At 73.9% G+C, this 12,937-nt stretch carries 12 protein-coding genes; 2 read left to right on the top strand and 10 right to left on the bottom strand.

Features of this window, described 5'->3' with window-relative positions; genetic code table 11:
* Window positions 1-275: 275 nt before the first annotated feature.
* The 3 genes from IEX37_RS02780 to IEX37_RS02770 all read right to left on the bottom strand — a co-directional run bounded on the left by IEX37_RS02780 (window position 276) and on the right by IEX37_RS02770 (window position 3,700).
* Window positions 276-1,649: an FAD-dependent oxidoreductase gene (locus IEX37_RS02780; protein WP_188754733.1), complete on the bottom strand. Its 1,374-nt coding sequence runs from the start codon at window positions 1,647-1,649 to the stop codon at window positions 276-278.
* Window positions 1,650-1,758: 109 nt separating this feature from the next.
* Complete coding sequence (locus IEX37_RS02775; RefSeq protein WP_188754732.1) at window positions 1,759-2,835, bottom strand: polyprenyl synthetase family protein; 1,077 nt, start codon at window positions 2,833-2,835, stop codon at window positions 1,759-1,761.
* Between the two features lie 55 nt (window positions 2,836-2,890).
* A complete protein-coding gene (locus IEX37_RS02770; protein WP_188755084.1) occupies window positions 2,891-3,700 on the bottom strand; it encodes a class I SAM-dependent methyltransferase in 810 nt (269 codons plus the stop codon).
* A gap of 164 nt (window positions 3,701-3,864) precedes the next feature.
* Here IEX37_RS02770 and IEX37_RS02765 point away from each other — a divergent pair, with 164 nt between their 5' ends.
* Window positions 3,865-5,142, top strand: coding sequence for an isochorismate synthase (locus tag IEX37_RS02765; RefSeq protein WP_188754731.1), 1,278 nt, complete (start codon window positions 3,865-3,867; stop codon window positions 5,140-5,142).
* A 16-nt stretch (window positions 5,143-5,158) separates the two neighbouring features.
* Here the strand turns inward: IEX37_RS02765 and IEX37_RS02760 are convergent, their stop codons facing one another.
* The 3 genes from IEX37_RS02760 to IEX37_RS02750 all read right to left on the bottom strand — a co-directional run bounded on the left by IEX37_RS02760 (window position 5,159) and on the right by IEX37_RS02750 (window position 8,311).
* The gene (locus tag IEX37_RS02760) at window positions 5,159-6,025 is read right to left on the bottom strand and encodes a polyphosphate kinase 2 family protein (protein WP_188754730.1); all 867 of its coding nucleotides are present in this window, start codon (window positions 6,023-6,025) and stop codon (window positions 5,159-5,161) included.
* 83 nt (window positions 6,026-6,108) lie between these two features.
* Window positions 6,109-7,848, bottom strand: coding sequence for a 2-succinyl-5-enolpyruvyl-6-hydroxy-3-cyclohexene-1-carboxylic-acid synthase (gene menD / locus IEX37_RS02755; RefSeq protein WP_188754729.1), 1,740 nt, complete (start codon window positions 7,846-7,848; stop codon window positions 6,109-6,111).
* A 1-nt stretch (window position 7,849) separates the two neighbouring features.
* Window positions 7,850-8,311, bottom strand: coding sequence for a PLD nuclease N-terminal domain-containing protein (locus tag IEX37_RS02750; protein WP_188754728.1), 462 nt, complete (start codon window positions 8,309-8,311; stop codon window positions 7,850-7,852).
* Window positions 8,312-8,431: 120 nt separating this feature from the next.
* Here IEX37_RS02750 and IEX37_RS02745 point away from each other — a divergent pair, with 120 nt between their 5' ends.
* On the top strand, window positions 8,432-8,740 hold the full coding sequence (locus tag IEX37_RS02745) for a DUF4229 domain-containing protein (protein ID WP_188754727.1): 309 nt from the start codon (window positions 8,432-8,434) through the stop codon (window positions 8,738-8,740).
* 42 nt (window positions 8,741-8,782) lie between these two features.
* Here the strand turns inward: IEX37_RS02745 and IEX37_RS02740 are convergent, their stop codons facing one another.
* The 4 genes from IEX37_RS02740 to IEX37_RS02725 all read right to left on the bottom strand — a co-directional run bounded on the left by IEX37_RS02740 (window position 8,783) and on the right by IEX37_RS02725 (window position 12,931).
* Window positions 8,783-9,730 carry a 1,4-dihydroxy-2-naphthoate polyprenyltransferase gene (locus tag IEX37_RS02740; RefSeq protein WP_373286242.1) on the bottom strand — a complete coding sequence of 316 codons (948 nt, stop codon included), beginning with the start codon at window positions 9,728-9,730 and terminating at the stop codon, window positions 8,783-8,785.
* A 94-nt stretch (window positions 9,731-9,824) separates the two neighbouring features.
* A complete protein-coding gene (locus IEX37_RS02735; RefSeq protein ID WP_188754726.1) occupies window positions 9,825-10,967 on the bottom strand; it encodes an AMP-binding protein in 1,143 nt (380 codons plus the stop codon).
* A gap of 28 nt (window positions 10,968-10,995) precedes the next feature.
* On the bottom strand, window positions 10,996-11,907 hold the full coding sequence (locus IEX37_RS02730) for a 1,4-dihydroxy-2-naphthoyl-CoA synthase (protein ID WP_188754725.1): 912 nt from the start codon (window positions 11,905-11,907) through the stop codon (window positions 10,996-10,998).
* 10 nt (window positions 11,908-11,917) lie between these two features.
* Window positions 11,918-12,931: a permease prefix domain 1-containing protein gene (locus IEX37_RS02725; protein ID WP_188754724.1), complete on the bottom strand. Its 1,014-nt coding sequence runs from the start codon at window positions 12,929-12,931 to the stop codon at window positions 11,918-11,920.
* Window positions 12,932-12,937 lie beyond the last annotated feature (6 nt).

The following is a 12,937-nucleotide window of genomic DNA, read 5'->3' as shown; positions in this document are numbered from 1 at the left end:
AACCACGACGTGCCGGAGGGTTGCACCCCGGTTTCGACTTCGGCCGCTGGCGCGGCCTCCGCTCAACGAGCGGGAGAGAAACCACCCCACCGCAACCCACCCACCTCAACCCGGTGCGAGCGAAGCGAGCGTGCGGGCGCGAGTGCGCCCGCCAACCAGGCGCGAAGCGCCGGCGCGCGAAGCAAAGCGAAGCGCCTCCCTCGCGGAGCGGCCCCACCGGGGCCCGACGCGTGGGAGGAAAAAGAACATAGCTCAACCAGCGCAGGAGAGCGGTCCTACTCGCCGCGGGAGATGCGCACCATCTCGTCCCGCGGGACGACCTTCACGCGGGCGCGGCCCTGGGGCTCGCCGAGCGCGATCTCGTGCTGGTCGAGGCGGTGCCAGCCCTCGAGGTCGGTCCAGGCGATGCCGCGCTCGGCCAGCAGCGCGGGGATGGCTTCCTCCGACGGGTCCTCGGGCTGCCACCACGAGCCCTGGTCGGTGACGAGGTGCTGGATGGTCTCCATGGCGTCCGACTTGGTGTGCCCGATGAGGCCCACGGGGCCGCGCTTGATCCATCCGGTGGCGTACATGCCGGGGACGCGCTCGTTGGAGTCCTGCGCGAGCACCTGGCCCTCGTGGTTCGGGATGACGCCGTGGCGCTCGTCGAAGGGCACGCCGGGCAGGGGCGATCCGAAGTACCCCACCGCACGGTACAGCTGCCCCATGGTCACCTCGCGCAGCTCGCCGGTGCCCTCGACGCCGCCGTGGCCGTCGGGGCGCGTGCGCTCGTACACGAGCGCGGCGACGCGGCCGGCCTCGTCCGTGCGCACCTCGACGGGACGTGCCCAGAAGTGCAGGTGCAGCCGACGCGAGGCGCTGCCCCCCGCGTTGTTGACCGAGTCGCGCTGGCGCCACGACTGCAGGATCCGGTCGATGACCTTGACCTGCTTGTTGGTCGCGACCGCGGTCTTCGACGCCTCGTCGTAGTCGAAGTCCTCGTCGTACACGACCATGTCGACGTCGCGCAGCTCGCCGAGCTCGCGCAGCTCGAGCGGCGTGAACTTCACCTGTGCCGGTCCGCGGCGCCCGAACACGTGGACGTCGGTGACCGGCGAAGCCTCGAGGATCTCGTAGACGTTCTGCGGCACCTCGGTGGGCAGCAGATCGATGGCGTGCTTGGCGAGGATGCGGGAGATGTCGAGCGCGACGTTGCCGTTGCCGATCACCCCGACCGACGACGCCGTGAGCGGCCACGTGCGGGGCACGTCGGGGTGCCCGTCGAACCAGCTCACGAAGTCGGCGGCGCCGAAGGAGCCCTCGGCGTCGATGCCGGGGATGTCCAGGTCGGCGTCGCGGATCGCGCCGGTCGCGAAGATCACGGCGTTGTAGTGGCGCTTGAGGTCGTCGAGCGTGATGTCCTGACCGAAGCGGACGTTGCCGAAGATGCGGATGTCGCCGCGGTCGAGCACCTCGCGCAGCGCGCCGATGACGCCCTTGATGCGCGGGTGGTCGGGAGCCACGCCGTAGCGCACGAGGCCGTACGGGGCCGGCAGCTGCTCGAACAGGTCGATCGAGACGTCGAACTTCCGCTCGGTCTTCAGCAGGATGTCCGCCGCATAGATGCCGGCGGGTCCTGCGCCGACGATGGCCAGCCTCAGCTTGGTCATGACTTTCCCTCCATCGATCTGGCCTTCGTGGCTCAGCGGTCTCTAGTCTGTCGTCACCCGCTGGACGGGCGCTCTCAGCGGGCGCGGGGTCCACGCGGCCGCTCGACGATCAGCTGCTGCGATCGACGAGCGACTGGGCGAAGCGCGTGAGCGCCTCCTTCACGCCGCCGCGCGGCAGGGGCGCGAGCGCGTCGACCGCCTCGCGCGTCCACGACATCGCGAGCTCGCGCGTGCGCTCCGTCGCATCGTGGTCGCGCAGGCGCGCGAGCGGCGCGTCCAGGATCGCGGGGTCGTCGCCCTCGCCGATCCGCGCGACACCGGCATCGATCTGCTCGGTCAGCTCCCGCGCGTGCGCATCGTCCGACCGGGCCAGCAGGAGGTACGGCATCGTGGGCACGCCGGCGCGCAGATCCGTGCCCGGCACCTTTCCGGTCTCGGTCGGATCGGCCGACAGGTCGATCACGTCGTCGAGCAGCTGGAACGCGACGCCGACCTTCTCGCCGTACTCGCGCAGCGGCTCGTGATAGGTCTCGTCGGCGTTGGAGAAGACCGCGCCCGCCTGCGCCGCCGCCGCGATCAGGGATCCGGTCTTGTCGGCGAGCACCTGGATGTAGAACGCGATGGGGTCGTCGCCGGGCTTCGCACCGACCGTCTCGTGCATCTGACCGAGCACGAGGCGCTCGAACGTGTCGGCCTGCAGCCGCATGGCGCGGTCGCCCAGGCGCGCCATGATCTGGCTCGCGCGCGAGAACAGCAGGTCGCCCGTGAGGATCGCGATGCTGTTGCCCCAGACCTGGTGCGCGCTCGCGACGCCGCGGCGACGGTCGGCGCCGTCCATGACGTCGTCGTGGTAGAGGGATCCGAGGTGCGTCAGCTCGAGCGCCGTGGCCGCGTCGATCACGGGCTGGGTCGCGCCGTCGCCCAGCTGCGCCGACAGCATCGTGAGCATGGGACGCACGCGCTTGCCGCCGGCCTCGTACAGGTACCGGCTCGTCGCGTCCACGAGGTCGTCAGCGGAGCGCAGCTCGACCGCGAGCTGCTCTTCGACACGCTCGAGGCCGCTTTCGATCGCGGCGATGAGGCGGCGCGATCCCGGGCCGGCGAAGACGCGCTCGCTGAGCCCGAAGCGGCTCGCCGTGCGCGAGCCGGGCGCAGAGGTCCCCGGCGCGGGAGAGCGGCGTGTCACGGATCCAGCCTACCGGCCGTGCGCAGGCACCGCGCCGGAGGTATGCACAGAGCCCTCACGCGGTCGCCGCGCCGCCGTCGCCGCCGGCGGCCCCGCCCGCGTCCGACGCACCGGCATCCGTCGCGTTCGCGTCGCGCTCGGCGCCGGCAGCGCTCGTGGTGGCCGCGCCGCCGACGGCACCCGCGTCGCCGGTGCCGCCCCGCACGTCGCCCGGCTTGACCGCGCGGTGCAGCGCGACGATGCCGAACGTCAGGTCGCGATAGGCGACCTCCGCCCAGCCCGCCTCGCGGATCCACTCGGCGAGCGTGCGCTGATCCGGCCACTGCTTGATCGACTCGTTGAGGTAGTCGTAGGCCTCGCTGTGAGAGCTGAGCGCGCGCGCGACGCGCGGCAGCACACGGTCGTTGTAGAAGCCGTAGAGCCGCCGGAACGCGGCCGAGCGCGGGTGCGAGAACTCGCAGATCACGAGCCGGCCCCCGGGGCGGGTGACCCGCAGCAGCTCGGCCAGCGCGGTCTTCGGTCGGTCGACGTTGCGCAGGCCGAACGACATCGTGACGGCGTCGAACTCGCCGTCGGCGAACGGGAGGTCGGTCGCGTCCGCCTCCACGAAGGTCAGGTTGCGCACGTCGCCGTGGCGGCGGCGCCCGTCCGCGATCATCCCGGGCGAGAAGTCGGCGGCCACGACCTGCGCGCCGCTGCGCGCGAGCGAGACGGACGACGCGCCCGTGCCCGCGGCGAGGTCGAGGATGCGCTCGCCCGGGCGGGGGGCGACGGCGCGGGTGGTGGCGGCGCGCCACAGGCGGTCGTTGCCGAGGCTCAGCACCGCGTTCGTGACGTCGTATCGCGCGGCGACCTGGTCGAACATGCCGCTCACGCTCGCGGGGTCCTTCCCCAGATCGGCGCGGGGGCTGCGTGGGCTGTCCTGGTCGCGCTGGTTCACACTGTCGATTCTAGGCGCGGGATACCGGGCGCCTCGGTCGCGGGGCCGGGCAGCGAGGCGCTGTGCCGGGCACGACCTAAGCTGGACGGGTGACCGAATCCGCCCGTCCGCCGCGCCTGACGGTCGAGACCCGGGAGGTGGATCCGGTCGAGGACCTGCTGCCGTTCACCTCCGCGGACGACCCGACCGCCTGGCTGCGCCGGGGGGACGGGATGGTGGGAGCCGGTCCCGCCGTGCTGCGCCTGTCCGTGACGGGCGAGGACCGGATCGCGCGGCTCGCGGACGCCTGGCGCGAGATCTCCGCGGAGTCCCGGTCCGACGACGAGATCGCCGTCCCCGGGACCGGGCTGGTGGCGTTCGGCGCGCTCGCGTTCGACGACTCCTCGGCACTGGCGAGCACGCTCACGGTGCCCAGCACGATCCTCGGGCGGCGCGGCGGGCGCGCCTGGATCACCCGGATCCGCCGCGAGGACGAGCCGTTCCCCGCGGTTCCGCGCCCGGCGGGTTACGGTCCGCACTGGTCGGCGACGCTGGGCCCGGGGCGCATGGATCCGGCCGCGCACGGCGATGCCGTCCGGGCGGCCCTCGGCGCGATCGACGCCGGCGAGGTGGCGAAGGTGGTGGTCGCGCGGGACATCGCGGGGACCGTACCGGCGAGCGCGGACCTGCGGCGACTGATCCGCGCGCTGATGACGGGCTATCCCGACACGTGGGCGTATGCCGTCGACGGCATCATCGGCGCGAGCCCCGAGACGCTGGTGACGGTGCGGGGCGGCGCCGTGACCGCGCGGGTGCTCGCCGGCACGCGCCCGCGAGGCGCCGATGCGGACGAGGACACCGCGATCACGGCCGAGCTGGCGGCGAGCGCGAAGGATCTGGACGAGCACGGCTACGCGGTTCGCTCGGTCCTCGAGGCGCTCCGCCCGCACACGTCGGCCCTCGCCGCCGCCGAGCAGCCGTTCACGCTCAAGCTGCCGAACCTGTGGCACCTCGCCACGGACGTCGAGGGCACGCTCTCGAACGGGTCGAGCGCGCTCGACATGGCGCGGGCGCTGCACCCCACGGCAGCGGTCGCCGGCACGCCGCGCGACGCGGCCACCGCGCTCATCCGGCGCATCGAACCGTTCGACCGCGGCCGCTACGCCGGCCCGGTCGGCTGGATCGACGCGCGCGGCGACGGCGAGTGGGCGATCGCGCTCCGCTGTGCGCAGTTCGAACCGGCGGCCGAGGCGACACCGGACGCGGCCGGCGCCGTGCGCGGAGTGACGGCGCACGCGGGGGGCGGGATCGTGGCCGGCAGCGCTCCCGAGGCGGAGCTGCTGGAGACGCGCGTGAAGTTCCGCCCGATCGTCGACGCGCTGGCCTGACGCGTCCGCTCCCGACTCAGAGGGTCGCGCGGAGGCGGGCGGTCTCGGCCTCGACGTCGAACGTGGCGGCCGGCCACTGCGGGTCGATGTCCTCGAGCGTCTCCAGCAGGAGCGCCTGCACCGCCAGCCGCGCGTACCACTTCCGGTCGGCCGGCACGACGAACCACGGCGCCTCGTCCGTCGAGGTGCGCTGCAGCACGGTCTGATACGCCTCCATGTACGCGGGCCACCGCAGGCGCTCGTCGACGTCTCCCGGGTTGAACTTCCAGTGCTTGTCCGGCCGTTCGAGGCGCTCCAGGAGGCGCTTGCCCTGTTCCTCGGGCGAGATGTGCAGCATGACCTTGACGATGCGGATCCCGGCCTCGGTCAGCCGGCGCTCGAAGTCGACGATCGCGCCGTAGCGCCGCTCGATCTCCTCCGCGTCGGCGAGCTTGCGCACCCGGCCGATCAGCACGTCCTCGTAGTGCGAGCGGTCGAACACGCCGATCATGCCGGGAGCGGGGATGCGCTTCTGCACGCGCCAGAGGAAGTCGTGGGCCAGTTCCTCCTCGGTGGGCGACTTGAACGCGGCCAGCGCGACGCCCTGCGGATCCACGCCGCCCACGACGTGCCGCACGATGCCGCCCTTGCCCGCCGAGTCCATCGCCTGCAGCACGAGCAGCACGGCGTCCTTCGCGGTGCCGCCGTGGCTGGCGGCGTAGAGCCGCTCCTGGTACTCGGCCAGCTGCGCCAGGCCCGCCGCGAGGTCGCGTGCACCGTCCGCCTTCGTGCCGCCGTATCCCGGCGTCGCGTCGGGCGAGACCCGATCGAGCCGGAATCCCCTGTCCACGCGCAGCACCTGCAGCGCGTCCTCGGTCCACTTGGCCTGGCTCTTGGCGGTCATGGGGCACATTCTGACGTGTCCGGCGCCCGGGCGGGAGATCCCTGGCGCGGACTCCCACGGGTCGCCGGCCGACTGCGGGCGCGTCAGCGGTTCAGCGGGACCTCGATGATCCGACGGGCGCCCGGGGCGATGAGCGCCTGGTCGAGCGCCGAGCGGGTCTTCACGACGACGTGCTCCCAGCCGTAGGCGCGTGCGAGGTCCGCGATGCCGGCGGCCTGGGGCGTGTACTGCACGCGCGCCATGTCCGCGGCGGAGGCGATGGCGGCGACCTCCAGGCCGTCGAAGATCGTCCCGCCGCCGTCGTTGCCGACGATGACCTGGACGCGCGGCTCCTCCTCCCCGACGGGCAGCAGCAAGGCGCCCACGTCGTGCAGGAACGCCAGGTCTCCGAGCAGCACGCGCGTGACGCCGGGACGTCCCTCCCCCTGGCTCGCGACCGCGATCCCCGTGGCCGTCGCGATCGTACCGTCGATGCCGGCCAGCCCCCGGTTGGCGTGCACGGGCACGCGCTTGCCGGGCAGGACCGCGTCGGCCACCCGCACGAGCCGCGACGAGCCGAACACCAGCCGGTCGTGCGGCCAGGTCGCCGCCCACACCGCCGCGACGAGCTGCTCGCGGTCGAGAGGCCGCCGCACGGCGGCGAGCTCCGCCTCGACGGCCTGCAGCCGCGCATGCCGATCGCTCGACGCGAGCGCGTCGAGATCCGGGGCCGGCGCGGTCAGGTCCACGGCGTGCGCCGCGGAGGCGCGCATCCACGCGGCGAGCCACGCGCGATCCGCGGCGCCCGCGGCCACACGCACGCCCGGCACGGCGCGGGTGCGGCCGTTCAGATTGAGCCGCTCCCCCGGCCCGTCCACCGCGATGACCTCGACGTCGTCCCGCGACAGCAGCGCGGTCGTCTCGCGCGACAGCGTCGGGTGGCCCAGGACGACGACCCGCTCGATGCGTCCGCCGAGGTCGGGATCGCGCAGCAGGGCCCGATAGCCGTGGACGACGTGTCGACCGAAGCGCGCGCCGCTGACGATCTCGGCGACCAGCGGCCACCCGCCCGCGTGCGCGACCTCCTCGGCCTCGGGGCCGGCGTCCGCCCCCGCGATCACGACCGTGCGCGGGCCGGGCTCGAGCACGGTCGTGATCGCGTCGCCGGGCTGACCGGCGTCGCCGGGCTGGGCCGTGTCGCCGACCTGGGCCGCGTCGTCGACCTGACCGGCATCGTCGGCGGGGTCGACGCTCGGGCCCTCGAACCACGCCGGCAGCGAGCCCGCGAGCGGCTCGCGGTACGGGAGGTTGAGGTGGACGGGGCCGGCGATCGGTCCGGCCGCGGCGCGGATCGCGGTGCGGGCGAGGGCGCGGGCGTCGTCGGCCTCGCCCACTGCCCCGGTCGGCACGGCGGCGTCGGCGGCGAAGCGCGTCGCGTCGCGGAAGAGGCCGGGCTGGGTCGTCGTCTGGTTGGCCCCTACGCCCCGCAGCTCGGGCGGGCGGTCGGCGGTCAGCAGCAGCAGCGGGACACCCGCGTGGTGCGCCTCGAGTACGGCGGGCACCAGGTTGGCGACCGCAGTGCCGGACGTGCAGATGACGGCGGCCGGCACACGGATCTCGCGCCCGATGCCGAGCGCCGTGAAGCCTGCGACGCGCTCGTCGATCCGGACGTGGAGACGGACCCGGCCCGCGCGCTCGAGCGCGGCGGCGGCCAGCGCGAGCGCCTGCGAGCGCGCCCCGGGGCTGACGACGATATGCCGCAGGCCGCATGAGACGAGCTCGTCGAGCAGCGCGGCGGCCGCCTCGGTCGCGGGCGACGCCTTGGCGTCCGGCGCCCCGGACACGTCAGCCGGCGGTGCCGCGGCGGCCGCGGCCGTCGTCGTCCGTGTCAGGGCCGTCGCGGTCGATGCCCGGGCGCTCGCCGGCGCCGTCGTCGGCCCCGTCGGGGTCGTCGTCCAGCGGCCCGATGCGGTCGTCGGGAGCAGGCCCGTCCGCCTCGGAATCCAGGCGCGCGAGCTCCTCCTCCAGGAGGCGGATGCGCTCGTCCTGGTCCGAGATCCCCCCGATGGTGCCGAGGAAGTTGGGGTCGTCGTCCGGCGCCACCGCGCGCTGCGCCGTCTGTCGGCGTCCGCGCCCGATCGTGAACCACAGCAGTCCGCCCAGGACCGGGATGAGGATCACGATCGCGATCCATGCCCCTTTTGACACGCCTCGGTGGCGCGCGGGGGACTGCACCGCGCAATCGACGATGCTGAACACCCAGAACACCACGGCGGCGACGCCGAGGACGATCAAGAGACGGGCCATCCCCTCATCCTAGGCGCGCCGCCTGAGCAGCGGCCGGACGAGCGGGGTTCGGAGGATGGTAGCGGCCCCGCGGCGATCGGGTCAAGGGATCCTTCAGGGCCCGCTCCTAGACTCGGGGGCGTGAAGAAGTCCGCCGGCCTGTCGTTCCTGCTCTACTCGGTGCTGCGCCTCGCGGCGTTCCTGGTGCCGTTCGGGCTGCTCATGCTGTTCCCCGTCTTCCATGACCTGTGGTGGCTCGCGGCCGTCTTCGCCGCGCTGATCGGGCTCAGCCTGTCGGTCCTGCTGCTGCGGCGGCCGCTGTCGGACGTCTCGGAGTCGCTGGCCGAGCGCCGGGAGCGTGCGCAGGCGCCGCAGCGCAGGACCGAGCGCGAGCTGGAGGACGAGGCCGAGGATGCCGCGAACGAGAGCGCGACGCGCGACGAGGGCTGAGGACGCCGCCGAGCGCCGGACCGGAGCGGGATCGGCGCGGGATCAGCCGACGAACGCCCAGAACAGGAACGCGGCGTAGCCGAGCGACGTGAGGGACGTCAGGCCGAGCGCGGTGACGAGCTCGCGCGGGTGGCGGTAGAGCCACACGATGAGGATGGCGGGCAGGCCCGCGAGCAGCGCGAGCGACGCCAGCCACGCGATCGGGTGGAACAGCGCCAGGAACCAGCTGATCGCGAAGGCGAGCACCACGAACGCCGTGTAGAGGATCTGCGTGGCGCGGCGGCCGATGAGCACGCTCAGCGTGCGCTTGCCGACGCGGCGATCCTGATCGATGTCGCGCAGGTTGTTCGCCGCCAGCACGGCGCACGCCAGCAGGCCCGCGCCGATGCCTCCGAACCACGCCTCCTGCGGCAGCGCCTGAGCCTGCACCCACGTCGTGCCGAGCGTGGCGACCAGCCCGAAGAAGACGAAGACGAAGACCTCGCCGAGCGCGTTGTAGCCGTACGGGCGCTTGCCGCCCGTGTAGAACCACGCCGCGACGATGCACGCCGCGCCGACCAGCAGGAGCCACCACTGCTGGGTGCGGATCGCGATCGCCAGGCCCGCGATCGCCGCAACGGCGAAGAACGCGAAGGCGACGAGCATGACGGTGCGCGGCGCCACGCGGCCCGACGCCGTCAGACGCGCGGGGCCGACGCGGTGGGCGTCCGTGCCGCGGATGCCGTCGCTGTAGTCGTTGGCGAAGTTGACGCCGATCTGCAGCGAGACGGACACCGCCAGGCAGGCCAGCGCGATGACCCAGTGGAACAGGTCGCCGACGAAGATCGCCGCGCCCGTGCCGATCAGGACCGGGGAGATCGCGAGCGGCAGGGTGCGCAGCCGCGCCGCCTGGATCCAGTCCCGGGGGGTGACGGGCGGCGGCGGCGGTGCGACCACGCTGCCGCGCTTCGCCGGATTGCCGCTGACGCCCCTGTTCTTCTTCTTCGCCACGATCCCCGATCCTACGACCCCCGGAGCGCGGCCCCGATCCGCGCGGACCGGGCCGGCGCCGCCGGGTGACGGACGACATCTCGCAACGGGCTCGTCAGCCGGCCGCGAGCCGGGAGAGGGCGCGGCGGTCGGGCTTGCCCGACGCCAGACGCGGCAGCTCGTCTACGAGCAGGATGCGCGCGGGGCGGGCGGGTTTGCCGACCGCGGCGGCGACGGCTTCGCGCGCGGCCGCGAGGACCGCGTCCGGGTCGGCGACGGCGGCGCGCGGCGCGACGACGACGCTCGCCTCGCCCCACCGCTCGTCGGGTACCCCCACCACGACCGCTGCGGCGAGGCCGGGCGTCTCGCGCACGATGCGCTCGACGCGGTCGAGCGACACGTTGACGCCGCCCGACACGATGACGTTGTCGATCCGTCCCGTCACGCGCACCGCGCCATCCTCGACCGTGCCGGCGTCGCCCGTGCGGTACCAGCGGACGCCGTCGGCGTCCCGTGCGAAGACGCGCTCCGTCAGGGGGTCGTCGCCCACGTATCCGTCCGCGAGCGTGGGCCCGGCGATACGCAGCTCGCCGTCGACCGGCTCGACGCGCACGCCGTCGAGCGGGACGCCGTCGTACACGCATCCCCCGCTGGTCTCGGTGGAGCCGTACGTCCGCACGATGCGGGCGCCGTGCTCCGCGGCTCGCTCGCGCACGTGCTGCGGCAGGGCCTGGCCACCGACGAGGATCGCCTCGAACGACGCCAGCGCGCGCGCCACCGCGGGATCCTCGTCGGCGGCGGTCACGAGGGTCTGCAGCTGCGCGGGCACGAGCGAGGTGTAGGTCGGCACGCGCGCGCCGCCGCGCGACGAGCGCATGCCGGAGGCGACATGCGCGAACGCGACGGGCGAGAACCTCCCCGCCAGGATCGCGGGCTCGGTGCCCTGCACGAGCGAGCGGACGAGCACCTGCACGCCCGCGACGTATCCGGCGGGGAGGGCCAGCAGCCACTGTCCCGTCCCGATCCGGTCGGCGGTGGCGAGCGCGCTCGCGGTCAGCGCCGCCCGGGACAGCGCGACGCTCTTGGGCACGCCGCTGGACCCCGAGGTCGTGACCACCACGGCCGTCCCGGCGGGCACCTCGGGGGGCAGTGGGCGCTCGGCGGGGCCGAGCGCGACGGCCGGCCCCGCGCCGAGCGCGGACCGCAGCGCCCGCAGCACGTCGCGCGGCTCGTCCGAGCCCAGCCGCTCGAGCCTCACGGCCCGCTCCGGCATCCGCGAGTCGGGGTCAGAAGTGCCACGGGTAGGGCGACCAGTCCGGCTCGCGCTTCTGAAGGAAGGCGTCGCGCCCCTCGACGGCCTCGTCGGTGCCGTACGCGAGGCGCGTGGTCTCGCCCGCGAACACCTGCAGCCCCGCCATGCCGTCGTCGGCCGCGTTGAACGCGAACTTCAGCATCCGGATCGCCGTCGGGGACTTCGTCAGCACGGTGCGCGCCATGCGCAGCGCCTCGCGCTCCAGGTCGGCGTGCGGCACCACGCGGTTGACGGCGCCCATCTCGTAGGCGCGCTGGGCCGAGTACTCCTCGGCGAGGAAGAACACCTCGCGCGCGAACTTCTGGCCGATCTGGCGCGCGAAGTACGCCGAGCCGTATCCCGCGTCGAACGAGCCGACGTCCGCGTCGGTCTGCTTGAAGCGGCCGTGCTCGGCGCTGGCGATCGTGAGGTCGCACACGACGTGCAGCGAGTGGCCGCCGCCCGCGGCCCAGCCGGGCACGACGGCGATCACGACCTTGGGCATGAAGCGGATGAGCCGCTGCACCTCGAGGATGTGCAGCCGACCGGCGCGGGCCGCGTCGGTCACGGACGTCTCGTCCTCCGAGTACTTGTAGCCGTCCCGGCCCCGGATGCGCTGGTCGCCGCCGGAGCAGAAGGCCCAGCCGCCGTCCTTGGGGCTCGGCCCGTTGCCCGTCAGCAGGACCACGCCGATCCGCGGGTCCTGCCGCGCCGCGTCGAGCGCCCGGTACAGCTCGTCCACCGTCGCGGGACGGAACGCGTTGCGCACCTCCGGCCGGTCGAACGCGATGCGGGCGATGCGCCCGTCGCGCGACACGTGCGCCGTGATGTCGCGGTACGCCTCGGACCCGGGCGCAGCATCCCACTCGGACGGGTCGAACAGCTCGGAGACCTGGGTGTCGCTCACGCGTGCCAGCCTATTCCGCGCCGCCGCCGGGACCGACGCGCGCGGCGCGACGCGCCTTCACGAACGGATCGATCGCGCCCCAGACGAACACGCCCGCGATGACGAACGCGACGAGGATGCCGAGCACGCGCCGAGCCTCCGCGTCGACCGTGCCCAGCACGGTCGCGATCCACTCCGGGTTGACCAGCTGACCGCTCACGTGCAGCCACAGCGCCGCCGCGCCGATCGCGAGGCCGAGCAGCGCCTGCACGACGGCCAGCGGCACCGTCCAGCGCCCGCGGCGGTACACGGCGAACGCGACGACGACCTCGACGGCCATGATCGCGAACAGGCCCGCGATCCCCCACGGCCAGAGGCCGGGGTGCAGCAGGGGCAGCGGCCCGTCCGTGCCGGGCACGAAGCCGATGAAGCGATCCCACACCACGGCGCCGGCGAGCAGGGCGAGGAAGACCGTCGTCGCGATCAGCTCGGCCCGGCCGGCACCGTCGTCGGCGGGCCGCCGCAGGTCGTCAACCGTCCAGGCCTTCACGGCGTCCGCGCCGGTCGGCCCGGAACGCTCGATCAGCGCGAACACGAGGGTCGTCCAGAACAGCAGGTGCAGGGCCGTGAGCTGCACGGTCACGAGGACCGTGCCGATCACCTGGCCCACGTGGGCTCCCGCGATCACCTGGCCGAGTGCGACGGCGACGCCCAGCGCCGGCAGCACGCTCCACAGCAGCACGACGACGAGCCGGCGCCAGGTCGGATAGAAGCGGGGGCCGACGAGGTGCAGCGGGCGATCCGCGTACTGCGCGGCGAGCGCGACGGGGTCGCCGAGCTCGGACAGCACCGACCACTCCGCATCCTCCGGATCGACGCCGCTGAGCGCGCGGGCCTCGACCTGGTCGCTGATGGACGCCCACAGCTCCTCGGCGATGTCGTCGCGCTGCCGGGCGGGGACCCGCCGCGTCACCTCGGCGATGTACCAGGACGTGTAGGTGTCGGGGTGCCGCAGCCCGGACACGTCGGGGATCTTGTCGTTCATGGTGCT

It is taken from the genome of Microbacterium album (assembly GCF_014643695.1).
GTDB classification, from domain to species: domain Bacteria; phylum Actinomycetota; class Actinomycetes; order Actinomycetales; family Microbacteriaceae; genus Microbacterium; species Microbacterium album.
The sequence above is the reverse complement of the archived record's forward strand: the minus strand, read 5'-3'. Positions and strand labels throughout refer to the sequence as shown.